Below are 23,334 nucleotides of genomic sequence, written 5' to 3'. Positions count from 1 at the left end.
TGAGCGCGCATGCCAGACTAGCCCACGACCTCGACTTCGACGGCGGTGCCGACGCGCTGGCCCAGGGCGCGGGCGAGGGTGCGGATTGCCTTGATTGTGCGACCCTTGCGCCCGATGACCCTGCCGGCGTCCTCCTCGGAGCAGGTGACCTCGATGAGGGCCCCCTCCTCGGAGTCGGTGACGTCGAGCGAGACGCTCTGCTCGTCGTCAACGAGGCCGCAGACGATGTACTCGACGAGGTCGGCGACCTTGTCGGACGGCAGCTCCCGCTCCTCGGTCCCGTCGAGGACGCTGTCCGTGGTCCCCATGGGAAGACCTACTCGGCGTCAGCGGCGGCCTCGGCCTCGGCCTCGGCGGCAGCGGCGGCCTTGGCGGCAGCCTTCTTCGAGATCTTGGTCTTCTTCTCGACGACGGGCTGGCCGTTCCTGGCAACGTCGATGAGGTGGGACACAGCGTTGGTGGGCTGGGCGCCCTTGGCGACCCACTCGTCGACCTTCTCGAGGTTGATGTCGATGACCTTGGGGTTGGTCAGCGGGTTGTAACGGCCGACCTCCTCGATGTAGCGGCCGTCGCGCGGCATGCGGCTATCGGCGACGACGACGCGGTAGTACGGGCGCTTCTTGGCACCGTGACGGGCCAGACGGATCTTGACTGCCAATGAAAACTCCTCCAGACGAGCGGTGCGCGTGGACTCAGGTGGTGGCCGCACCGCGTGGCCACAAAACAGCTACTAATCATACGACTCTTCATTGTGGCTGCAAGGTGCAGTTTTTGTGAACGTGTCGTGCCCACCTGCGAGCGGCCCGGGGCATTCAGAAGAAATTCAGTGCCGCTGGGTAGGATAACAGGGTCGAGGCGGCCTCGCCGCAGCAAACCGAGAGGACCTTCCCATGAACGTACTGGTGATTGAGGACGAACGCAACCTCGCCGACGCCATCGTGCACATACTCGAGGGTGACTCCTACCACGCCGAGGCCTTCTACGACGGGCGCAGCGGCCTTCGCGCCGCCCTCTCGGGCACGTACGACGCCATCGTGCTCGACGTGATGCTTCCCGGCATGGACGGCACCGAGCTCGTCCACGAGCTGCGCCGCCAGGGCATCGCGGTCCCGGTCCTCATGCTGACCGCGCGGACCTCGACCGATGACAAGGTCCGCGGGCTCGACGCCGGGGCGGACGACTACATGACCAAGCCCTTCGAGGCGCCCGAGCTTCTCGCCCGCCTGCGCGCGCTCACGCGCCGCCGCGGCGACGTCATGCTCGACGAGATCACCTTCGCCGACGTCACGCTCGACCTCACCACGCACGACCTCGCCTGTGCGGACTCGTCCGTGCACCTCTCCGGAAAGGAGTTCGAGGTCATGCGCATCCTCATGGGCTCGAGCGCGCGCGTCGTCTCCAAGCAGGACCTGCTCGCGCGCGTCTGGGGGGACACCGACGCCTCCGAGAACTCCGTCGAGGCCTACATCTCCTTCCTGCGCAAGAAGCTCGCCCACATCGGCTCGGGCGTCCAGATAACCACCCTGCGCATGCTGGGCTACCGCCTCGAGGTCTTTGGCGAGTAGGCGGGACCCGAGGTGCTCGCCAAGCTCAGGCGGGAGTTCGTCGCCATCACCATGGTGCTCGTCGGGCTCGTCCTGCTCGGCGTCCTCGGCTCGTCGTTCGCCTCGAGCGCTCTGACGCAGCGCGACCTCACGCGCCAGGCCCTCGAGCGTGCCCTCGAGGGCGACGTGAGCGGGGTGCGCTTCGGCGACTCGACGGGCCAGGACGGCCCCGACGTCATGCTCACCGTCACGCTCAACGTCTACTGGGACGGCTCGGCCGAGAAGGTCAGCGACTCGCTCCTCGACATAGGGGACGACACGCTCGAAGACGTGCTGAACGAGGTCATGGCGAGCAGCGACCCCCTCGGCGAGAGCTCCACCTACCCCATCTCCTGGCTGCGCGCGGACGCCCCGTGGGGCTGGCGCGTCGCCCTCGCGGACACCTACTCGCGCGACGCGACGCTGCGCGCCCAGGCGAAAAACGACATCGTCATCTTCGCCGCGTCCATGGGCGTGGTCTTCGTCATGGCGTACCTCTTCTCCGGCTGGGCGCTCAAGCCCGTGGCCAAGGCGTGGGAGCGGCAGAGGCGCTTCGTGTCCGACGCGTCCCACGAGCTCAAGACGCCGCTCGCCGTCATCCTCGCGAACACGCAGATACTCGAGGGGGACCAGACGCTTCCCGACGAGGCGCGCCGCTGGGTCGACAGCACCTCCGACGAGGCCAAGCACCTGCAGGGGCTCGTCGAGGACCTGCTCACGCTCGCCCGTGCCGACGAGCAGGAGGCGTCGGGGGCCACCTCCCCGACCACGAGGCCGGGCGTCGACGTGACGGGGCTCGTCTCCGGCTGCGCGCTCGAGTTCGACGCCGTCGCCTTCGAGCGCGGGTGCTCCATCGAGTGCGACCTCGCCGAGGGCGTGACGGCCACCGCCGATCCCGACCAGCTCAGGCGCGTGGTGAGGACCCTGCTCGACAACGCGACCAAGTACGCCGACGCCGGGACGGCCGTGACGGTGCGCCTCGTGCGCGACGGGCGCCGGGCGAGGCTCGCCGTCAACAACCGGGGCGAGGTCATCTCCCCCGACGCCCTCGAGCACCTCTTCGACCGCTTCTACCGCACCGACGGCGCCCGCGAGCGCCAGAAGACCGGCGGCTTCGGCCTGGGGCTTGCGATCGCGAAGAGCCTCGTCGAGGCCATGGGCGGCAAGATATCGGCCGCGTCGAGCGAGCGGGACGGAACGACCTTCACCGTCACGCTCTGAGCACAGGCTCGGGAGTCGCGCCGAACGTGCATAATGGACCCATGGAGCGAAGCGAGGACATGAGCCGGACGGGCACGGGCGACGCGCTCGCGTGGAGGGGGCCCGCGGTGGGCCTTCTCGACCTCGACGCGTTCTTCGCGTCCGTCGAGCAGCTCGACCACCCCGAGTGGCGCGGCAGGCCGGTCATCGTGGGCGGCTCCGCCGAGCGCCGCGGCGTGGTCTCGACGGCCTCCTACGAGGCGCGTCGCTTCGGGGTGCACTCCGCCATGCCCTCGGCTACCGCCCGGCGCCTGTGCCCGGACGCCATATGGACCCAGGGCAACTACGCCCGCTACCGCGAGATGAGCGACCGCGTCATGGCCGTGCTCGACGCCGAGACCCCCCTCGTCGAGCAGGTCTCCATCGACGAGGCCTTCTTCGACGTGACCCCGGGGCGCTTCTCGAGGGAGAGCCCCGTGGAGATCTGCAGGCGCGTGCAGCGGCGCGTGGCCGAGCTCGGCGTGACCTGCTCGATCGGCATCGGCGTCAACAAGACCGTGGCCAAGATCGCCTCGGAGCGCGAGAAGCCCTGCGGGCTCACCGTGGTGCTCCCGGGGACGGAGCGCGCGTTTCTCGCCCCGCTTCCCGTCGGCGCCATGAGCGGAGTGGGACCCGCCACCGAGCGACGGCTCAAGGCGTTGGGAGTGCGCACCCTCGGCGAGCTCTCCCGCGTCGACCCGGGGCTGCTGGAGCGCACCTTCGGCGTGCTGGGGCCGCGCATGGCAGAGCGGGCAGCCGGGCTCGAGCGCAGCCAGGTCGCCGAGGCGGCCGCCCCGGACGAGGCCAAGTCGGTGTCTAACGAGCGCACCTTCGAGCGCGACCTGCTCGACGAGGACGAGATCAGGGCCGCGGTGCGCCACGTCGCCTCGGTGGTGGGCCGCCGGCTGCGCCGGAAGGGCCTCGCCGGCCGCACGGTGACCCTCAAGGTCAAGTACGACGCCACGCGCTCGCGCACCGCGCAGCACCAGCTCGGCGCGAGGACCGACGACGAGCGCGTGTTCGGCGAGGTTGCGGTCGGCCTTCTCGACGAGCTCTGGCAGCCGGGGGACCACGTGCGCCTCGTCGGCGTGGGCGTCTCCGGCTTTGACGACGCGACGGCCGAGCAGCTCAGCCTCTTTTCCGAGGGTACCCCGGCCGCGCGCGGGCGCGACCTCGCGGCGCTGTCCCGCGTGACCGACGAGCTGCGGGACCGCTTCGGGGACGACGCGGTCGGCTACGGGCGCGACCTGCGCTTCCGCGGCCGGACCTCGGACACCATGCCCATGAACAAGGACGACTTCTAGCGACGGCCGGGCCTAGCCGAGGTCGAGCTCCACGCGCGGCGCGTCTGCCCAGAGCGACTCGAGGCGATAGTAGTCGCGCGTCTCCGGGCGAAACACGTGCACGACGACCGAGCCGTAGTCCAGCAGCACCCAGGAGAGCCCCTCGCGCCCCTCGCACGAGAGCGGCGAGACGCCGCAGTTTGCGCTGACCTTCTCGCGCACTTCGTCGACGATCGCGTCGACCTGGCGGGCGTTGTCGCCGGAGCAGACGAGGAAGTAGTCGCAGACGTCGGTCACGGGCGACAGGTCGAGAAGGACGACGTCGGAGGCTTTCTTGGAGTCGGCGGCGAGCGCCGCGACGCGGGCGAGCTCGAGCGGGGTTGTGGGCATTCGTTCTCCTTACGCGCGGTCTGCGGCCCGTCTGGCCGCAAGCGCATTGTACACGTCGACGGTTCCAGGGTAGAGGTAGCGCCCGCCCTCGACGACGTAGACGACGCCGCCGACGAACGACTCCCAGAAGAGGTCGTCGAGGGTGGCCTCGCCCACGAGGGAGCGCACGCGCTCGATGCCCGGCGAGGGCGGGCGCAGCGGCTCGATGCCATCGGCGACGAACAGGACCTCGTCGAGCGGGCCCATGTCCGCGGCCGCGACGGTGTGCGTCTCGATGGCGTGCCACACCTCGTCGGGAAGCTCGGGGTAGCGCGCCGGGAGCGCGCGCGCCGCGATGATTCCGTGGAGCAGCGGGCGGACGAGCGAGAGGTCCACGCCCATGTCGATCCCGAGCTCGCGGGCGCGAGCCTCCTGCTCGACCCCGGACGCGGCCTTCTCCCAGTCGTGCAGCAGTCCCGCGCAGCGCGCGAGGAACGGGTCGACGCCGTAGGCCATCGCGAGCCGCTCGGCCGTGTCCGCGACGGAGCGCGAGTGGGCGAGGCGGCGGGGCTTCGATGAGAGCTGGGCGGCGAGGTCGGACTCGATACGCGCCAGGAGCTCCTCCCGGGCGTCTGCGCGCGAGGGGTCGCGGTGCGCGCTCATCAGGCGACCACCTCCCTCGTCTGCCCGTAGCGGCTGCGAGCCGCCCCGTAGAGGCCGTGCTTGTGCAGGTAGCCGGTCACCTGGTCGGGCGTGAGGTAGCGCAGGCTCTGCCCGGCGCGCACCCGCTCGCGCAGGTAGCTCGACGAGATGGCGAGCGCGGGCACGGACAGGTAGGTCACGTCGAAGTCGAGCCCCGATGCCGCGATGGCGTCCCACGCGCGGTCGAGGTCGTAGCCGGGGCGCGTTGCGGCCACGAGGTGGGCGAGGCGCGCGATGTCCGCCGCGTCTCGCCAGGTGACGATCTCCGTTATCGCGTCGGCGCCGGTGATGAAGTAGAACTCCACGTTGTCGGGGTAGAGCTCGCGCAGCAGGCGCAGCGTGTCCGCCGTGTAGGTGACGCCCGCGCGGTCTATCTCGAAGCGGGACGCGACGAAGTGGGGGTTGTCGGCGGTTGCCAGCAGCGTCATGGCAAAGCGCTCCTCGCCCGAGGTCACGCTCTGGTCGAGCTTGAAGGCCGGCCTGCCGGCCGGCATGAAGACCACGAGGTCAAGCCTCAGGTCGTCGAAGGCCTGCTCCGCGGCGACGAGGTGGCCGTAGTGGATGGGGTCGAAGGTCCCGCCCATGATGCCGAGCCGGTAGGTGCGCCCGCTCTCCGCCCCGAGCACGGGGAGGTCGGCGGCGCGCAGGGCCCGCTCCCCGGCGCTCATCTCGTCTGCCCGTCCCCGCGCAGGACGTACTTGGTCGTGGTGAGCGCCTCGGCGCCCATGGGCCCCCGCGCGTGGAGCTTCTGCGTGGAGATGCCGATCTCCCCTCCCAGGCCGAAGACCCCACCGTCGGTGAAACGCGTGGAGGCGTTGGCGTAGACGGCGGCGGCGTCCACGCCGGCGAGAAACGCCTCGCAGGCGGCGTAGGACTCGCTCACGATGGCCTCGGAGTGACCGGTGCCGTAGCGGTTGACGTGCGCTATCGCGGCCTCGACGCCGTCCACGCAGGCGACGCTCATCTTGAGGTCGAGGTACTCGCTCCCCCAGTCGGACTCGGTGGCCTCCCCCATCGAGACGCCCGCCCCCGAGGCGACCTCGCGCGCGAGGGCGTCGCCCACGAGCTCGACCCCGCGCTCGGAGAGCGCGGCGAGGACGGGTGGCAGGAGGCGGCGCGCGGCACAGGCGTCGACGAGAAGCGACTCGGCCGCGTTGCAGACGCCCGGCCGGCTGCACTTGGCGTTGACGACGATGTCCACGGCCTTCTCGACGTCGGCGTCCTCGTGCAGGTAGACGTGGCAGTTGCCGGTGCCCGTCTCGATGACCGGGACCGTTGCGCACTCCACGCAGTGACGGATGAGCGAGGCCCCCCCGCGCGGAACGAGCACGTCCACGAGGCCGTTGGCGCGCAGGAGCGCGGTGGTCTCGGAGTGGGACGCGTCGTCGGGGACGTACTGCGCCGCGTCTGCGGGCAGGCCGGCCTCGGCGAGCGCGTCACGGCAGCAGTCGACGATCGCCTCGCAGGAGTCCTGCGCGGCCGAGCCCCCCTTGAGCACGCAGGCGTTGCCGGAGCGCAGGCAGAGCGCGAAGGCGTCGGCCGTGACGTTGGGGCGCGCCTCGTAGATGACGGCGACCACCCCGAGCGGGACGCGGAGCTGCTCGACGCGCACGCCCGAGGAGAGCGTGCGACCCCCCGTGACGCGGCCGACCGGGTCGTCCTGCCGGGCGATCTCGCGCAGCGACGAGGCTATCGAGCCCAGGCGGGCCCCGTCGAGGAGCAGGCGGTCCTGGAGCGGCGCGGGCATCCCGGCCGCGCGGGCGCGCCGGAGGTCGGCGGCGTTGGCGGCGCAGATGGCCTCCGCGCGCGCCTCGATGAGACCTGCGGCCGCCTCGATGGCGCGGGAGCGCGCGGCCGCGGGGGCGCGGGAGATGACGCGCGAGGCCTCGCGCGCGAGCTCGGCCTTTCTCAGAGCCTCTGACATGATGCCCCTTCCCTCGGTGTTCTACAGGACCAGCAGGTCGTCGCGGTGCACGGCAGGCTGCGCGCGCTCGGGCCCGAGGAAGCGCGCGACTATGTCGAGCTTGACCCCGCGGACGCGCTCCATGTCGTCGGAGGAGTAGCGCGCCACGCCGCGGCCGAGGAGGTCGCCCGCCTCGGAGCGCACGGTGACGACGTCGCCCGCCTCGTAGGAGCCGCTCGTCGAGCGGACCCCCACGGGCAGCACGGACGCCCCGCGCTCGAGCACGGCGCGCGTCGCGCCCTCGTCGAGCACGATCGTGCCTCGCGGGACCTCGGCGAGGCCGATCCAGAGCTTGCGCCCGCCCTCGTGCGGCGCGCCCTCCGGGGCCTCGAACCGCGTTCCGACCGACTCGCCGCGCGCGACCTCGATCAGCACGTCGTCGCGTCGCCCGCGACAGATGACCGTGGGTATGCCCGCGGCGAGCATGGCCCGCGCCGCACGCAGCTTGGAGGACATCCCTCCGGTGCCGTACGACGTGCCGGCGCCGCCCGCCATCTCGCTCACGCGCTGGTCGACCTCGCTCACGCGCTCGACGAGCGTCGCGGACGGGTCCTCCTGCGGGTTGGAGGTGTAGAGCCCGTCGACGTCCGAGCAGATGACGTAGAGGTCGGCGCCGACGAGCGCGGCCACGAGCGCGCCGAGCATGTCGTTGTCTCCGAAGGCGAACTCGGCGGTGGAGACGGTGTCGTTCTCGTTCACGACCGGCACCGCGCCGAGCTCGAGGAGCCGCTCGATCGTGGTCCGGGCGTTCAGGAAGCCGTCACGGTCCATGACGTCGCGACGGGTGAGGAGCACCTGGCCGCAGGGGATGTCGCGCTCGGCGAGCACGTCGGCGTAGGCCTGCGTGAGGCGAGCCTGGCCGGCGGAGGCGCAGGCCTGGAGGGTGGCGATGTCGGACGGGCGCTCGCGGAAGCCGAGCACGTCGCGACCGGCCGCCGCCGCGCCCGACGACACCACGACCACGCGCGTCCCGTCCGACACGAGGCGTGCGACCTGGTCGCAGAGCGAGCGAACGAACCCGCGGTCGAGCGCGCCGGCGTCGTCGACGAGCGTGGACGAGCCGACCTTGACGACCATGAGCCTGGGCTTGGTCACCTCAGAGCTCCCCCTCCCCGTCGTCGACGGCCTCGAGGAGCTCGAGCTCCTCCTCAGCGCCCTCGTCCGCGGCGGCGCCGGGGGCTCCCTCGTAGGTGAAGGCGAGCTCGAGGATGCGCACCTCGTCGCCGCCCACGGCGCCGGCCCGGGCGAGCGCGTCGTCAACGCCGCAGCGCTCGAAGCGGTGCTGCAGATACGCGACGGCCTCGTCGTTGTCCCAGTCGGTCTGGATGACCATGCGCTCCACCGCGGAGCCCGTGACGCGCCAGGCGTGACGCTCCTCGCGGCTGACGTGGATCTGGCGGTCGCGGCGCTGGCGCTCCCGCTCCCAGCGCTCGGTGAGGTCGAGCGTCGGGTCGCCGGTGACGCCCTCGGCCCGCAGGCGCGCCACCTCGGCGGCGCACGCGGACACGAGCTCGTCGAGTCCGGCGCCCGTCGCGGCGGACACGGCGAAGAACGCGTGGCCGTCGCGTTCGGCGAGCTCGCGCAGGCTCCGGCACGCCTCCTCGCATCCGGGGAGGTCGCACTTGTTGGCGACCACGATCTGCGGGCGCGCGGCGAGCTCCGAGGCGTAGGCGGCGAGCTCGGAGTTGATGGTGCGGTAGTCCTGCGCCGCGTCGCGCCCCTCGTAGCCCCCCGTCACGTCGACGACGTGCAGGATGAGGGCCGTGCGCTCGATGTGGCGCAGGAACTGGTAGCCAAGCCCCCTGCCCTCGCTCGCGCCCTCGATGAGGCCGGGCACGTCGGCGACCACGAACGACTGGCCGCTCGCGGCGCGCGCGACCCCGAGGTTGGGGACGAGCGTGGTGAACGGGTAGTCGGCGATCTTGGGCCGGGCGGCGCTGATGCGCGCGATGATGGAGCTCTTGCCGACGCTCGGCATGCCCACGAGGGCCGCGTCGGCCATGAGCTTCATCTCGAGCTCGATCCAGTGCTCGCGGGCCGGCTCGCCCTTCTCGGCAAACGCCGGGGCGCGCCGCACCGAGGTGACGAAGTGGATGTTGCCGCGGCCGCCCGCGCCGCCGGGCGCCACGATGACGCGCTCGCCGGGCTGCGTGAGGTCGGCGATGTCGTAGGCGGGCGTCTGCGTGACGGGGTCGAGCTCCCTGACCACGGTGCCCACCGGCACGCGCAGCACGAGGTCGGCGCCGTCGCGGCCGTGACGGCGGGCGCCCTGGCCGTGCGTGCCGCGCTCGGCGCGGAAGTGGTGCTTGTAGCGGTAGTCGATGAGCGAGGACAGCTGCGGGTCGGCCTCGACCACCACGTCTCCGCCGCGCCCGCCGTCGCCGCCGTCCGGGCCGCCCTTGGGCACGTAGGCCTCGCGCCTAAAGGACATGCAGCCCGCGCCGCCGTCGCCGCCGCGCACGTTGATGTGGGAAAGGTCGGTAAACGTGTTCTCCACGGGACTCTCCTTCTGTCGGTCTCTCATGGTACGGCAAGCGCGCGGGCACGTCGAGCGGCGTGCCGCCCGGCCGGCGCCGCGGGCGTCCTCGTCTACCCGCGCGCGTCGCCCATGGGGCCTCCCCCGCCACAAACCCGGTGCGATTGGGTGGCGTGCTTGATGCGGCAGCCCGGAATGCACGTTATTCTCGCCAGGCGAGAAGGACGCGAGCTGGCAAAACGCCGCCGGGAGCGCGCGAGGGCGCCCGCGGTGCCCGGGAACTTGCTTCTGCGCATCAAGGATGCCGCCCAATCGCACCGCCTTCCGGACACGGGAGCCGCACTGGCGGACGCATGGAACCGCGCGGCCCCGCAAACGAACGAGTGAACGTAAAACAATTCAACCAGACGCGACGGAGGCCTCGCGGGGGACCTCACGCCCACTTGGGCGCGCAGGCGCACAAAAAAGAGCCCCGACCGCAACCGGGGCTCCGAGTCGTGCTGTGTTGCGTCGGCGAGAGCCTAGGCCTCGCGAACGTGGACGCGGTGCTTGACGCCCTTGGTGAACTCGACGGTGCCGGCCGTGAGGGCGAACAGGGTGTCGTCCTTGCCGATGCCCACGTTGTCACCGGGGTGGATGTGGGTGCCGCGCTGGCGGACGAGAATCTCGCCGGCCTTCACGAACTGACCGCCGTAGCGCTTGGTGCCGAGGCGCTGAGCCTGGGAATCGCGGCCGTTGCGAGACGAGCCGAGACCTTTCTTGTGAGCCATGAGAGAACCTGCCTTCTGATACCGAGAAAAACGAGACTTACGCGGGGAGCTCGACGACCTTGATCTTCGTCAGGTTCTGACGGTGGCCGTTGGCGCGGTGGTAGCGCTTGCGCTTCTTGAGCTTGAAGACGAGGACCTTCTCGCCCTTGAACTGCTCGACGACCTCGGCGGTGACCTTCTTGTCCTGGAGCGGGGCAGAGCCAACGATGGTCTTGTCGCCGTCGTTCAGGAGAAGGACGGGGAGCTCGACCTTGTCGCCAGGCTGCGCGTCGAGCTTCTCGACGTCGATGACGTCGCCCTTGGCAACCTTATACTGCTTGCCACCAGTTGCTACGATTGCGTACATGTGCGAAACCCTTCATTGCTGGCGTGAATGCAACAGTTGCTTATATTACTAGCACCACCTTGGCTCGTCAACGAAGAGTTGGCTTGACCTGCGGATACCGTAAGGGAAAAGACGGCACCCCGGCCCGCGCCCGGGCGATGCAACCTTGCTCAGGATAATGGTGCGGGCGGCTGCGGTCCAAAGGGTCCCAAAGGTTCCACAATTAGACCATCTTCCTCGTGCTCCTGCGCCACCCTGCGCACCCGCGCGGAGGCGAGGCTCGCGCCGACGACCTCGGCGATCGCCGCGTCGAGAAGGACCCGCGGCCGCAGCGCCCCGGCGGGGCCCGAGCGCGTCACGAGCGTCGCGTCGACGACGCCGGGGGCGACGTCGCGCGCCTCGATGCCCCCGAGCGTGGCAGCGAGGTCGACGCGCTTCTCCCTTTCCCCGCGCAGGTATGTCAGGGTCCCGCGCTCGCGCACGCGGCCCACCGCCCCCTCGAGCGCCGCGGCCGTGAGCCCGGGAGCCTCGCACCTGAGCTCCCAGGTGGCCCGGTTGAGCCAGGCCTCGAGCGCCGGCGCGCGGCCGTCGACGTAGCAGGCGCGCGACGGGGCGAGCGCGGAGGGCGTGGCCGCGCGCAGCAGGCGCAGCGCCTCGCCGGGCTCGACGCGCTCGGTGAGCCGGACGTCGAAGTACTCGCACGAGGAGCTCGCCCCCACCGGCAGCGCGCTGGAGAACTGGATGCGCATCCTGCGGGCGAAGCCGTTGCCGACCGAGAAGGGCAGGCCGGCGCGCCGGATGCAGCGCTCGACCGTGGCGATGAGGTCGAGGTGGCCGAGGTAGGCGAGCCGCTCGCTCTTCCCGTACTCGACGCGCAGGCGGGCGAGGTCGGCCTTGACCGGAAGGTCCTGCGGGCGCGCCCCGGTGGGCTGCGGACGGCTCATGCGCGCACCTCCTGAACGACGTTGTGGACCCCGAGCGACGGGCACACGCCACAGCCCGTGCAGCTCGCGCGCGTGCAGTCGGGCGTGGTCTCGCCCCGCGTGGCGCGCAGCCACTCGCGCTGCAGGTAACCCTTGTCGACGCCCGGGGAGGTGTGGTCCCACGGCAGCGCGGCCGAGAGCGGGAAGTCCTCGCAGGCCACGTCCTCGAGGTCGAGCCCGCATGCCTCGGCCGCCGAGCGCCAGGCGTCGAAGTCAAACTCGCTCGTCCACGCGTCGAAGCGGCATCCGCGCCCCCAGGCGGCGCGCAGCAGCTCGAAGCCGGCGCGGCCCATCTTGGAGAGCGCGCCCTCGACGAGCGAGACGTCGGCGTCGTGGTAGGAGACGCGTATCGCGCGGTCGCGCACCTCGGAGAGGAGCAGCTGCTGGCGGCGGCGCACCTCCTCGGGGCGGCACTGGCCCACCCACTGGAAGGGCGTGTAGGCCTTCGGGACGAGCACGGCCACCGAGATGGAGACCGACACGCCCGCCCGCCGGCCGCAGACCTCGCGGCCGATCTCGAGCACGCGCTCGGCCATGCGGGCGATTCCCACCACGTCCTCGTCGGTCTCGGTGGGAAGGCCGATCATGAAGTAGAGCTTGCAGCGCCTCCACCCCATCTCGAAGGCGTTTCTCGCCGCCGACTCGAGGTCCTGCTCGCTGACGTTCTTGTTGATGACGTCGCGCAGGCGCTGGCTGCCCGCCTCGGGCGCGAAGGTGAGGCCGCCGCGCTTGCCCCCGGCCACCGCCGCCGCCATCTCGACGCCAAAGGAGTCGAGGCGCTGCGAGGGGATGGAGACCCGGATGCCGCGGCCCTCGAGCGCGCCGTCGAGCTCGCGCAGGATGCGGGCGCACTGCGAGTGGTCGGTCGTCGAGAGCGAGGTGAGCGATATCTCGTTGTGCCCGCTCGCGAGAAGCCCCTCGACGCTTGCGGAGACGACCTGCTCCGCGGGGCGCTCGCGCACGGGCCGGTAGGTCATGCCGGCCTGGCAGAAGCGGCACCCGCGCGCGCAGCCGCGCAGCACCTCGAGCGAGAGGCGGTCCTGCACGATGCCCATGTACGGGACGATCCTCTGCGCGACGGCCGGCGTCGCGGCGAAGTCCTGCACGCAGCGCTTGAGCACGGTCGCGGGCACGTCCTCGCCGGCGCGCGGCACGGCCCGGCCCCAGCGCGTGGTGGTCTCGTCGACCACCACGTCGTAGAGGGAGGGGACGTAGGTCCCCGGCACGCGCGCGAGGCGCCGCAGGATCTCCGCGCGGCTGACACCCTCGGCGCGCGCGTCGCGGATGCAGGCGCACGCGTCGACGATGTGCTCCTCGCCGTCGCCGAGAAGGACCGCGTCGAGCGCGGGGGCGAGCGGCTCGCAGTTCCAGGCGGAGGGCCCGCCGGCCAGAATGATCGGGTCGTCCTCGTCGCGCTCTGCCGAGGTGAGGGCGATGCCGGCGAGGTCGAGGGCCTCGAGGACGTTGGTGGCGATGAGCTCGTGGGCGAGCGTGAAGCCGATCGCGTCGAAGGACGCGAGCGGGGCCGCGGCCTCGAGCGAGAGCAGCGGCACGCCGCGCTCGCGCATCAGGTCGGCCATGTCCTTCCAGGGCAGGTAGCAGCGCTCGCAGCTCATGCCCTCCTGGGCGTTCACCTGGTTGTAGAGGATGGCGACGCCGAGGTTGGGCTGGCCGACCTCGTAGACGTCCGCGTAGACCATGGCGAGGTGGAAGGGGCCGTCCTGCTCCTGGCACGAGCCCCACTCGTGGTCGAGGTAGCGCGCCGGGTGCTCGACGCTCCCGAGCAGCGGCTCGATGAGGTGGAACAGGCTCTCTCTGCGTGCTCTCACTCGGCGCTCCCCCCGATCTGCACGTACCCGTCGTCGTCGGCGTCCGGGCTGGCGAGAAGGATGGCGGGTGCCTCGGGCTCGTCCGCGGGCGAGGCGGGGCGGGCGAGCTCGGCCTCGAAGCGCAGCCTGAGCGCGTTTCCCGTCGCCATCGTCCCGCCGAAGCCGACGCCGGCCTTGAGCAGGACGCCCACGCCGGGGAGCATCCCCACGAGCGTCCGGGCGACGGCGCGCCAGAGCAGTCCCCCGCCCACGACCCCGGCGAGCTCCGCCGCGCGCGAGGGCTCGACGCCGCGACCGTAGGCGGCCGCGATGTCGAGCGCGAGCTTCGCCTGGTTGGCCGTCATGACCGGGAGGTCGGACCCGGGGATGAGGCTGATCGCCCCGACGGCCGCGTTCTCCACGGCGCAGCGGGCGACGAGCGAATCGACCACGGCGCGCCTGCAGAAGGGGAAGTTCGCGGCGAGCGCGATGCCCTTGTCGGTGGCCGAGGCGAGCCAGGAGGCGAGGTGGTCGGGAAGCGCGTCCGGCTCCGAGCAGGCGACGACCCCCACGAGGGCGGCGGCCTGCTCGGGGAGCTCGATCGCCGGGGCGTCGAGCGCGCCCTCGACGACGATGCCGACCGGGACGCCGGAGCGCGCGTACGACCCCACGAGCTCGGCCACGTCAGACTTCCCGGCGAGGACCACCGCCGCGTCGGGCCGCTCCCCCGCCGGCGGGGCCCCGACCGGGGCGACCTCTACCACCCCGCCGAGCCGCTCGGCGGCGAGCGCGCGGCGGGTCGCGAGCGCGAGCCCGCGCGGGCAGAGCGGGTCGACGAGCACGTGGATCACCACGCGCTCGTCACGGCCGCGAAAGGCGACGCGCCCCGCGTGGGCGACGTCGGCCACGCGGCCGAAAGACACCTTCCTTGCCATCATCGGCCTCCAAACGGGGGCGTGCCCCCAAGAAACGTCTCCTACGCCGCCTTCTGGCGGTGCCTCCAGACCGACTGGACGATCCCCACGGCCATGAGCTGGACGAGCATCGAGGACGAGCCGTAGCTCACGAAGGGCAGCGGGATGCCCGTGATCGGCATGATGCCCAGGCACATGCCGACGTTCTCGAGGATCTGGAACGTCCACATGGCCACGCAGCCCACCAGGAGGAGCTTGGAGAAGGTCGACTCCGTCCTCATGGCGAGCAGGATCGTCGAGAGGATCATCCAGGCGTAGAGCCCGAGCAGCACGAGCGATCCGACGAAGCCGAACTGCTCGGCGAAGAGCGAGAACACGAAGTCGGTCTGCGCCTCGGGGACGAACCCGGTGAGCGCCTGCGAGGCGTTGCCGAGGCCCTTGCCGAAGAAGCCCCCGGAGCCGACCGCGATCATGGCCTGGCGCAGGTTGTAGCCGCTGCCCGTGGGGTCCACGCCCGGGTCGACGAAGACGATGAGTCGGTTGAGCTGGTACTCCTTGAGTATGTGGGGCAGCCCGTCGATCATGGAGGTGATGACGACGAACGCGGCGGCGCCCACGATGAGCGCGATCGTGACGAGGACCCACGAGCGCGGCGCGCCCGAGCAGATGATGATGGCAGCGCCGATGAAGAAGATGACGAGGCCGGTGCCCAGGTCGAGCGTGAGGATGAGCAGCAGCGGCACGAGCAGCGTGGCGCAGAGCTTGGCGTAGTCGCGGAAGGTCTCGATCTTGCCGTTGTACTGGGCGCACGCCGAGGCCATGAGGAAGATCGTGACGATCTTGGAGGGCTCGGAGGGCTGGAAGCGCAGCGGGCCGATCCGCACCCAGCCCATCATGCCGTTGACCTCGTAGCCAAGCCCGGGGATGCGGGGCATGATCATGAGGAAGCAGGCCAGCACGAACAGCGCCGTCGTCATGTTCGAGAGGGAGCGGCAGTCGTAGCGCCACACGACGGCGGCCGCGGCGCACCCGATCGCCACGCCCGCGAGGTGGCTCGTGAAGCTCGCCTCGGGGATGGTGAGCGAGGCGGACCAGATCGTGACGACCCCTATGAGGACCACGAGAAGCGCCGGGATGAGCTGCGAGAGGTACAGGTCGGCGAGCGGGCCGCGCTTCCTGCTCACGCGCGCCGCGCCGCCGCGGCCCGTCGCCCGCTGGGCGAGCGAGGACAGCGCGCCTCCGCCCGTTCCCGGGCCCGTCATGTCGAGCGCCATCGAATCCCTCCCCTAGTCAGCGATGGTGGTCGTGGCCGTCGAGGTGTCGGGCTGGCCGTAGATCGCGCCGAAGACGTCGCGAACCACGTACATGGCCGAGCTCGCGCCCTGGAGGACGCGGTCCATGTTGCCACCGACCACGTACTTGGGGTCGTCGGCGGGGGCGTAGGCGATGAACCACCCGATCGGGTCGCCGCCCGGCTGCTCTGCGGTTCCCGTCTTGCCGCGCACGGTCACGTCGAGGTTGGTCCAGTGCGATGCCTGCGAGGGGTCCTCGCGGTAGATGACGCCCTCCATGCCCTGGGCGATCACGTCCCTGAACGACTGGTCCTCCTCGACGTCCCTGATCTGCTCGCAGCGGTACTCGGAGACGAAGCCGTCCCCTATCTTGGAGCGGACGCCGCGCATCACGTGCGGCTTCCAGACGGGGCCGCCGTTGGCGATGCTGCAGTAGGCGCAGACCATCTGGATCGCCGTGACGAGCATGTCGCCCTGCCCGATGGCGATGTTGGCGTTGTCGCCGCCCTTCCAGGAGCTGTCCTCGTCGGAGTAGCCGAGCTCCTTGAAGTAGTTCCACTTCCACTCGGCGTCCGGCACGCGCCCGGACGCCTCCGACGGCAGGTCGATGCCGGTGAGGGAGCCCAGGCCGTAGCGGCGGAAGGTCTCCTGCATCCCCTCGGAGTCGATGTTGTAGAAGCCCTTGCCGATCTCGTAGAAGACGACGTCGCACGAGAAGGTGATGCCGTCGGCAAGGCTCATGGAGCCGTGCCCGGTCTCCCACCAGCAGTTCATGACGGGCAGGCTGTTGGGGTCGCCGTCCCACGTCCACCAGCCCGAGCAGTACCAGCTGCTGCCTGTGTTGCACACGCCGTAGTCGAGCGCGGCGAAGGAGGTGAGCGGCTTGATGACGGAGCCGGAGGGGTACTGCCCGGAGATAGCGCGGTTCATCATCGGGTAGTTGGCGCCCTCGTCGTTGAGCGCGTTCCAGTCTGCCGTCGAGATGCCGCCGGTGAAGACGCTCGGCGAGAAGGTCGGTGCGCTCGCGAGGGCGATGACCTCTCCGTTGGTGCAGTCGACCGCGACGACGCAGCCGCCCGTCGCGGCGTAGCCGGTGTCGCGCAGCTCGTTCATCACGCGCTCGAGCGAGTCCTCGGCCGCCTGCTGGACGTCGAGGTCGATCGTGAGGACGAGGTCCGAGCCGCTCTGCTCCTCGACGCTCGAGGAGAGGCCGAGCACGTTGCCGTCGGCGTCGACGTAGACGACCTGCTCGCCGCGGATGCCCTGCAGGACGCTCTCGTACTGGTACTCGACGCCGGACTGCCCCACCACGTCCCCGGATCGGTACTGCATGCCGTCGGTCGCCTCGGCGCTCGCCTCGAGCTGCTCGGCCGTTACGGTGCCGGTGTAGCCGACGATGTGGGCCGCGAGCGAGCCGTGCGGGTAGGACCGCACGCTGCGCTCCTGGGTCGCCACGCCCGGGAAGACCTCGGGGTGCTCGCCGATGAACGCCACGACGCGGCGCGAGACGTCGGTGGAGACGGTCCTCAGGCTCTGCTGGCCCTCGGTCGTGTCCTGGATCTTGCGGCGGACCGCCTGCGTAGGCATGCCAATGAGGTTGGCGAGCAGCTGCATCTCGACGTCGTCGTCGAGCACGTCCGAGCTCGCCACCACCGTGAGGCTCGGTCGGTTGACCACGATCTCGCGCCCGTTGCGGTCGAGGATCCGCCCGCGCGGGGCCTGCGTGTAGACGGTGCTCGTGCGGTTGCTCTCCGCCTGGGCGGCGTACTCGTCGCTCGAGACGAGCTGCATGGACCACAGGCGCGCGAGGAGCGTGGTGAACACGCCGCCCACCACCACGGCCAGCCCGACGAGCCGCCCGGAGAGGGTCTTCTCGGTCGAGGAGTCGGAGCCGCCCGAGGCGCGCGGGGAGGCGCCTCCGATGTCGAAGGTGAAGTTGGCCTCCGAGCGCCCGAAGACGACGAAGACCACCACGAGCGCGACCGCAACGACCACGCACACTATGACGATGAGCAGCGTGAGGTCCATGGCCGCCCTACAGACCCTTCTTGGAGAAGTGCCCGCCGCGCGCCGCGCGAGACGAGCCGAGGCCCGATCCGGACGAGCGGACCCTCGAGAAGTAGTAGGCGAACGGGAGGAAGAAGACGACGCTCAGGGCCGCGGTGGGGAGCGTGCGCAGGAACAGGACGTCCACCACGGAGTCGGCCTGGCCGACGAGCAGCATGGCGAGGTGGTAGACGAGCGAGACCGCGAGCGCCGAGGCCGAGAAGAGCGCCACGGACGCGCCGAGGTCGCCCGACATGCGGTCGCGTCCCTCGAGGCCGAGCACGTAGGAGCTGACCGTCAGGCAAAACGCCATGAGCCCGACGGGCCCGGTCGTCGAGAGGTCGAAGAAGAGGCCGGCGACAAACCCCGCCACGACGCCGCGCCTCCCGCCCATGAGCAGGGCCACGCACGAGGAGAACACGAGCGCGAAGTTTGCCCGCCCGTTGCCGAGGCCGACGTTGGGGGCGAGGGCGAGCTGTGCGACGGCGCACACGATCGCGAGGACCACGCAGGTCCTGACGTCACGGTTCTTGTCGGCTACGAGCATCCCGCACCTCCCCTACTGCTGTCCCGCGTCGTCCGACGCGCCCTCTTCGGAGCCGTCGGTCGGGGCGTCCGTCCCCTCGTCGGTCGAGGAGGCCCCGGAGCCCTCGCGCTCCTGCGCGTCCGCCTCGGCGATGTCCTCGGCGCTCGCCTGCTGCTCCTCGGTGAGCGAGGTGATGACGAGCACCTCCTCGGTGGTCTCCGCCTTGGCGAAGAGCTCGACCACGATGTCGAGGTAGAGCGAGCCGGGGTTGTTCTCGACGCTCGTGACCTGGCCGATGGCGAGCCCCTTGGGGAAGACGCCCCCCAGGCCGCTCGTCACCACGGTGTCCCCGACGCTCACCTGCTGGTTCGTACGGACGAGCGTGAGGGTGACCTCCCCCGTTGCCGAGCCGTCGAGCATGCCCTGGGCACGACTCGACTGGATCATCGCGGAGATCGAGGAGTTCTCGTCGGTGAGCAGGCGCACGACGGAGGTCGAGGCGCTGCAGGAGATGATCTGCCCGACGATGCCGCTCGAGGAGGTCACGGGCATCCCCGCGGTGAGCCCCGAGCTCGTGCCCTTGTCGATGGTGACCGTGGAGCTCCAGGAGTCGGTCGACCCGGAGATGATGCGGGCCGCCGTCGACTGGAGGTTGTTGGCGTCGCGCAGGTCGAGCAGGTCCTGGAGGCGCTGGGCACTCTCGGCGTCCTCCTCGAGCTCGACGTTCCTCGCGCGGAGCTGGTCGTTCTCGGCCTGCAGCTCGGAGAGCGTGGCCTGGTCGGCGGTGAGGTTGGTGAAGATGTTGCCGAGCCCCTGGAAGGGTGCCGCGACGGTCGCCCCGAGGTAGCGGACCGGCATCGTGACGGTCTGGAAGGCGGAGCGCACGACGCCGAGCGGGCCGGACTCCCCCGTCCTGCAGCTCAGCGTGAAGAGCGCCACCGACAGGACGGCGCACACCACGAGGGCGCGCCCACCTGATGACTGCCTGCTGTTCCCTATGGTCGGCGCCGCCCCCCGACCCCTGGTGGAGAGGGGCACGCCTACTGGCCCGTGCTCTGGACGAAGCCGCCCGAGAGCGCGTTGGCCTCGAGGACCTTGGCGCAGCCGTTCACCACGTTCTCGAGGGCCGTGGGGCTCACGTTGACGGGGACGCCCGTCTCCTCGCGCAGGCGCTGGTCGAGCCCGCGCAGCAGGCCGCCGCCACCCGTGAGCAGGATGCCGTAGTACATGAGGTCGGAGGCGAGGTCCGGGGGCGTGACGTCGAGCGCGTCCTTGACGGCCTTGGTGACCTCGTCGAGCGGGCGGTCGAGCGCCCGGCGGATCTCCTCGCTCTCGATGCGGACCGTCTTGGGCAGGCCGCTCATCACGTCACGGCCATTGACCTCGACGTCGAGCTCCTCGGCGAGCGGGGCCGCGGAGCCGACCTTGATCTTGATGTCCTCGGCGGTGCGCTCGCCGATGGAGAGGTTGTAGGCGTCGCGGACGTGCTGCAGGATCGTCTGGTCGAACTCGTCGCCCGCGGTGCGGATGGACTGCGACACGACGATGCCGCCCATCGAGATGACGGCCACCTCCGTGGTGCCGCCGCCGATGTCGACGACCATCGAGCCGGTCGGGTCCTCGATCGGCAGGTCGGCGCCGATGGCGGCCGCCATGGGCTCCTCGATGAGGTAGGCCTGGCGCGCGCCGGCCTGGATGGTGGCCTCGAAGACCGCGCGCTTCTCGACGGAGGTCACGCCCGAGGGGACGCACACGACGACGCGCGGGCGCGGGGACCACGGGTAGCGGCGCTCGCGCGCCTTCTCGATGAAGTAGCGGAGCATGACCTCGGTGACGTCGAAGTCGGCGATGACGCCGTCCTTGAGCGGGCGCTCCGCGATGATGGAGCCGGGCGTGCGGCCGATCATGCGCTTGGCGTCGGCGCCCACGGCAAGCACGCGGCTCTCGGACTTGTCGATGGCGACGACCGAGGGCTCGTTGATGACGATGCCCTGGCCGCGCACCGCCACGAGCGTGTTAGCGGTGCCGAGGTCGATGGCGAGGTCGCCGCCGTACTCACCGAAGAGAGAGTCAAGAATTGACATGGTCCGTCCCTAGTTCGTCGAGGTGCCGGAGCCGCTCTGGGATGCGTAGGTCGGCGTGACGGAGCTGACCTTCCAGCCGATGCCGTCGCGCACGAGCTCCACGGTGTAGTCCTGCTCGCCGCCGGCCGCCAGCGTGGCGGAGACGCTGACGGTGGAGTCGGTCATCGAGCGGTCAATGCCGGTGATGCTGACCTGCGCGCCGGCGGGAAGGGCGTCGGACATCTCCTGGAGCTGCGTGGAGGAGGTGCCCGTCGCCGCGTACTGCGAGATGTCGGTGCCGTCGGTCTTGGCCTGGAAGAGGGACTCGACGACGTCCTGCTGCGTGGGCCAGCCGTAGCCCTGCGTGTACCCGAAGACGACGGCGCCCACCACCAGGACGAGAAGGACGAGCACGAAGACGAGCACCTTGAGGCCGGTGTGGCGGTGCTTGCGGCGCACCCTGCGGTCGGCCTTGTCCTGCTGGACGAGGTCCTCCTCGGTGACCGAGAAGAAGCCGGTGTCCTCGGGGGACGGCATGAGCTCGCCGGACTCGCCCGTGGGGTCGAGCGGGTCGTAGCCGCCGCCGTAGCCGGCCGCGGCCAGGAAGGCGTCGGTCTCGGAGGGCCGGCGGCTCGAGATGGAGGCGACGGCCTTGCGGGCGGCGTCGTAGGAGGCCTGGGCCTCCGGGGAGAGCTGGAAGCTGCCGTCGGAGGTCGCGTGCGCGAAGGCGTCGACGGCCTCGGACATGCGGTTGGCGGCCACGTAGGCGAGCGCGAGGTCGCACCAGATCTGGTTCTGGCTCTCGAGCGGCGTGGTGAAGTCGAGCGCGGTGCGGTATGCCTCGACGGCGTCCACGGCGCGCCCGAGCCTCATGAAGCAGCTGCCGAGGTCGCACAGGGCGACGGAGGGCGCGGGGTTGGACTCGTCGATGGCGGCGGCGCGGTAGGCGATGCCGGCGTTGCGGACGTCCCCCAGCCGCTCGTAGGCGGAGCCGAGGGCCATGTAGGCCTTGTAGGGCGTCGCGTAGGAGCCGTCCTGGACGGCCTCGGTGAGGGCGGAGACGGCCTCCTGGTCGCGTCCGGCGGCGAGAAGCGCGCGGCCGCGGTTGCAGGAGAGCGCGCCGCGCTTGCCGTAGGCGGCGTCGGCGAGGGCCGACTCGTAGGACAGGGCGGCGGACTCGAACTGCCCGAGCTTCATGTAGGCGTTGCCGCGCAGGTGGTCGACCTCGCCCGAGAGCTCTCCGGCGGCCTTGGCCTCGCCGAGGTAGGTGACGGCGCCCAGCCAGTCGCCGCTCTGGTACGCGCGCTTGCCCGATTCGTATGCCTGCTGGTTCACGGTGGCCTCCCGGAAGGTGACGGCGCTAGGCGCCGACGTGCTCGATGGTGACGGAGTTGATGACGTCGCCCTGGCGCAGCGCGGAGATGACGTCCATGCCCTCGACGGTCTGCCCGAAGACGGTGTAGCCCGAGTCGAGGCCGTGCTGGGGGCCGAGGCAGAAGTAGAACTGCGACCCCGCGGAGTCGGGGTCCATGGAGCGCGCCATGGCGAGCGCGCCGTCCTCGTGAGAGTTGCGCGGGTTGGTGGTGAACTCCTGGCGGATGCGGTAGCCGGGCCCGCCCGTCCCCGGGCGCCCGGTCGGGCCGGCCTCGCCGCGGGCGACCGCCTCGGGGGTCATGTCGCGCGTGTTGGGGCAGCCGCCCTGGATCACGAAGCCCGGGACGTAGCGGTGGAACTTGAGGCCGTCGTAGAAGCCCTTCTCGGCGAGCTCGCAGAAGTTGGCCACGTGCACGGGGGCGCCGGCGCCGTCGAGGCGCACGCGGATCGTGCCCTGGGAGGTGTCGAGCACGGCGACCTCGTCACCGACGACCTCGTAGGCAGGCGTGTAGAGCGCATCGCGAATGAAACCCATGTTCGTCCCTTTCGAACGGGCGAGCGGACCTCCCCCTTGCTTCAGCTCTTAGATTCTAGCAGGAAGGAGCCCGTTTCACATATTCGGCAGAGACGATCACGAGGCCTGCTCGGGCTTCCACGCATCGTAGTTCTCCGAGAAGAGCCTGGCGTAGTCGGAGGAGCCCTCCACCGGGGCCAGGATCGAGGACGCGGAGGCCGCGGGGTCCTCGGCGTCCACCGAGCGCTGCCACGCCTCGGTGAGGGCGTCGCAGCGGTTGCGCAGCCAGTTTCCGAGCGTGATGACGTTGGAGATGTCGTCCGAGTAGGCTCCGCCCCCGTCGTCGAGCATGCCGACCTGAGAGATGAGGTTGGAGACCTCGAGCGAGATCGCCTGCGCGTCGGAGAGGCCCTTGGAGCGCGCGTCGTCGTCTCCCGAGACGCCAACGTCGCGCAGGCTCTCCTCGCTCGCGTCGACGCGCTCGGAGAGCGCGGAGAGGGACTCGTAGGAGCTCTCCAGGACGCTGAAGGCGTCGAGCTGCTCGGCCCCCTCCCCGTCCGACCCGCCGCGGACGTCCTGGCCCGTCAGGGACTCGAGGATGCCGGGGAAGCCCGACATGGAGGTGTCGGCGGGCGTCGTGGCCTTGGTCTGCGTCGCGGTCGGGTCCCAGGGGTGCGTGATGAGCACCGCGGCGCCGCCCACCACGACCACGGCGAGAAGCGCGGCGAGCGCGAACGAGCGCGGCCGCGGGATGCGGTCGCGCAGGGCCGAGCGCGACGACTCGTCCCCCTCGGGCGGGATCGCGCTCTCGATGCGGGTCATGACGCCGGTCTCGCCCGAGTCGAGCGCGTCCATCATGCCCGTGTTGCCTATCTCGGGCAGGTCGAGGTCGCGCGTGGGGCGCACCGGGTCCTCCGGGACGAGCGACGAGCCGCACTTGGGACACGTCTGCTCCCCCGGCGCGACGAGCGCGCCGCAGCTCGGGCACCACGTCGCGTCGCCGAGGGAGATCTTCTGCGTGACGTCGAGCGCGGTCCTGCAGGCGGGGCACGAGAGCGCGCCGTCAGGCACGCCCGCGCCGCAGTGGGGGCACTTCATCGAGGG

24 protein-coding genes are annotated in these 23,334 nt (G+C 71.0%); 3 read left to right on the top strand and 21 right to left on the bottom strand.

Annotated features, from left to right (window positions below):
- Positions 1 to 17 precede the first annotated feature (17 nt).
- Positions 18 to 308 carry a KH domain-containing protein gene (locus B5F23_RS00365; protein WP_087350227.1) on the bottom strand — a complete coding sequence of 97 codons (291 nt, stop codon included), beginning with the start codon at positions 306 to 308 and terminating at the stop codon, positions 18 to 20.
- 8 nt (positions 309 to 316) lie between these two features.
- Positions 317 to 658, bottom strand: coding sequence for a 30S ribosomal protein S16 (gene rpsP, locus B5F23_RS00360; RefSeq protein ID WP_087350224.1), 342 nt, complete (start codon positions 656 to 658; stop codon positions 317 to 319).
- Between the two features lie 232 nt (positions 659 to 890).
- Here rpsP and B5F23_RS00355 point away from each other — a divergent pair, with 232 nt between their 5' ends.
- Genes B5F23_RS00355 through dinB form a run of 3 tightly spaced genes read left to right on the top strand, consistent with a single transcriptional unit; the run spans position 891 to position 4,126 of the window.
- Positions 891 to 1,565, top strand: coding sequence for a response regulator transcription factor (locus tag B5F23_RS00355; protein ID WP_087350221.1), 675 nt, complete (start codon positions 891 to 893; stop codon positions 1,563 to 1,565).
- A gap of 12 nt (positions 1,566 to 1,577) precedes the next feature.
- Positions 1,578 to 2,804: a sensor histidine kinase gene (locus B5F23_RS00350; protein WP_087350217.1), complete on the top strand. Its 1,227-nt coding sequence runs from the start codon at positions 1,578 to 1,580 to the stop codon at positions 2,802 to 2,804.
- Positions 2,805 to 2,845: 41 nt separating this feature from the next.
- Entirely contained in the window at positions 2,846 to 4,126 is a 1,281-nt protein-coding gene (gene dinB, locus B5F23_RS00345; RefSeq protein ID WP_241145749.1) for a DNA polymerase IV, read from the top strand.
- 12 nt (positions 4,127 to 4,138) lie between these two features.
- On the opposite strand, the gene rsfS is transcribed toward dinB, so the two are convergent.
- From rsfS to B5F23_RS00250, 19 genes are all read right to left on the bottom strand, one after another.
- A complete protein-coding gene (gene rsfS / locus B5F23_RS00340; protein ID WP_087350213.1) occupies positions 4,139 to 4,495 on the bottom strand; it encodes a ribosome silencing factor in 357 nt (118 codons plus the stop codon).
- Positions 4,496 to 4,504: 9 nt separating this feature from the next.
- Entirely contained in the window at positions 4,505 to 5,137 is a 633-nt protein-coding gene (locus B5F23_RS00335) for an HD domain-containing protein (protein ID WP_087350210.1), read from the bottom strand.
- Positions 5,137 to 5,844 (bottom strand): nicotinate-nucleotide adenylyltransferase, encoded by a 708-nt coding sequence (gene nadD, locus B5F23_RS00330; protein ID WP_087350207.1) that lies wholly within the window; start codon positions 5,842 to 5,844, stop codon positions 5,137 to 5,139. The genes B5F23_RS00335 and nadD overlap by 1 nt, the downstream gene beginning before the upstream one ends.
- Positions 5,841 to 7,100 carry a glutamate-5-semialdehyde dehydrogenase gene (locus tag B5F23_RS00325; protein ID WP_087350203.1) on the bottom strand — a complete coding sequence of 420 codons (1,260 nt, stop codon included), beginning with the start codon at positions 7,098 to 7,100 and terminating at the stop codon, positions 5,841 to 5,843. The genes nadD and B5F23_RS00325 overlap by 4 nt, the downstream gene beginning before the upstream one ends.
- 21 nt (positions 7,101 to 7,121) lie before the next feature.
- Complete coding sequence (gene proB, locus B5F23_RS00320; protein ID WP_241145748.1) at positions 7,122 to 8,234, bottom strand: glutamate 5-kinase; 1,113 nt, start codon at positions 8,232 to 8,234, stop codon at positions 7,122 to 7,124.
- 1 nt (position 8,235) lies between these two features.
- On the bottom strand, positions 8,236 to 9,570 hold the full coding sequence (gene obgE / locus B5F23_RS00315) for a GTPase ObgE (RefSeq protein WP_241145773.1): 1,335 nt from the start codon (positions 9,568 to 9,570) through the stop codon (positions 8,236 to 8,238).
- A gap of 566 nt (positions 9,571 to 10,136) precedes the next feature.
- Complete coding sequence (rpmA, locus tag B5F23_RS00310; protein ID WP_072370712.1) at positions 10,137 to 10,385, bottom strand: 50S ribosomal protein L27; 249 nt, start codon at positions 10,383 to 10,385, stop codon at positions 10,137 to 10,139.
- Between the two features lie 37 nt (positions 10,386 to 10,422).
- The gene (rplU, locus tag B5F23_RS00305; protein WP_087350197.1) at positions 10,423 to 10,731 is read right to left on the bottom strand and encodes a 50S ribosomal protein L21; all 309 of its coding nucleotides are present in this window, start codon (positions 10,729 to 10,731) and stop codon (positions 10,423 to 10,425) included.
- A 149-nt stretch (positions 10,732 to 10,880) separates the two neighbouring features.
- Positions 10,881 to 11,654: a TIGR03936 family radical SAM-associated protein gene (locus B5F23_RS00300; protein ID WP_087350195.1), complete on the bottom strand. Its 774-nt coding sequence runs from the start codon at positions 11,652 to 11,654 to the stop codon at positions 10,881 to 10,883.
- Positions 11,651 to 13,522, bottom strand: a complete 1,872-nt coding sequence (locus tag B5F23_RS00295) for a TIGR03960 family B12-binding radical SAM protein (protein WP_087350192.1) — start codon at positions 13,520 to 13,522, stop codon at positions 11,651 to 11,653. The genes B5F23_RS00300 and B5F23_RS00295 overlap by 4 nt, the downstream gene beginning before the upstream one ends.
- Entirely contained in the window at positions 13,519 to 14,439 is a 921-nt protein-coding gene (locus B5F23_RS00290; protein WP_087350190.1) for a hypothetical protein, read from the bottom strand. Before B5F23_RS00290 ends, B5F23_RS00295 begins: the two co-directional genes overlap by 4 nt.
- A gap of 38 nt (positions 14,440 to 14,477) precedes the next feature.
- Positions 14,478 to 15,689, bottom strand: a complete 1,212-nt coding sequence (locus B5F23_RS00285; protein ID WP_087350186.1) for an FtsW/RodA/SpoVE family cell cycle protein — start codon at positions 15,687 to 15,689, stop codon at positions 14,478 to 14,480.
- Positions 15,690 to 15,701: 12 nt separating this feature from the next.
- Positions 15,702 to 17,735, bottom strand: coding sequence for a penicillin-binding protein 2 (mrdA, locus tag B5F23_RS00280; protein ID WP_087350183.1), 2,034 nt, complete (start codon positions 17,733 to 17,735; stop codon positions 15,702 to 15,704).
- 7 nt (positions 17,736 to 17,742) lie between these two features.
- Entirely contained in the window at positions 17,743 to 18,300 is a 558-nt protein-coding gene (gene mreD / locus B5F23_RS00275) for a rod shape-determining protein MreD (protein WP_087350180.1), read from the bottom strand.
- 12 nt (positions 18,301 to 18,312) lie between these two features.
- Positions 18,313 to 19,239: a rod shape-determining protein MreC gene (gene mreC, locus B5F23_RS00270; RefSeq protein WP_241145747.1), complete on the bottom strand. Its 927-nt coding sequence runs from the start codon at positions 19,237 to 19,239 to the stop codon at positions 18,313 to 18,315.
- Positions 19,240 to 19,319: 80 nt separating this feature from the next.
- Complete coding sequence (gene mreB / locus B5F23_RS00265; protein WP_087350173.1) at positions 19,320 to 20,363, bottom strand: rod shape-determining protein; 1,044 nt, start codon at positions 20,361 to 20,363, stop codon at positions 19,320 to 19,322.
- A gap of 9 nt (positions 20,364 to 20,372) precedes the next feature.
- A complete protein-coding gene (locus B5F23_RS00260; protein ID WP_087350171.1) occupies positions 20,373 to 21,677 on the bottom strand; it encodes a tetratricopeptide repeat protein in 1,305 nt (434 codons plus the stop codon).
- A gap of 25 nt (positions 21,678 to 21,702) precedes the next feature.
- Positions 21,703 to 22,251, bottom strand: coding sequence for a peptidylprolyl isomerase (locus B5F23_RS00255; RefSeq protein ID WP_087350164.1), 549 nt, complete (start codon positions 22,249 to 22,251; stop codon positions 21,703 to 21,705).
- A gap of 96 nt (positions 22,252 to 22,347) precedes the next feature.
- A complete protein-coding gene (locus tag B5F23_RS00250; protein WP_087350161.1) occupies positions 22,348 to 23,328 on the bottom strand; it encodes a zinc ribbon domain-containing protein in 981 nt (326 codons plus the stop codon).
- Positions 23,329 to 23,334 lie beyond the last annotated feature (6 nt).

Source organism: Olsenella sp. An188, from assembly GCF_002160255.1.
Taxonomy (GTDB): Bacteria; Actinomycetota; Coriobacteriia; order Coriobacteriales; family Atopobiaceae; genus Thermophilibacter; species Thermophilibacter avistercoris.
This window is presented reverse-complemented; position numbering and strand designations above follow the sequence as displayed.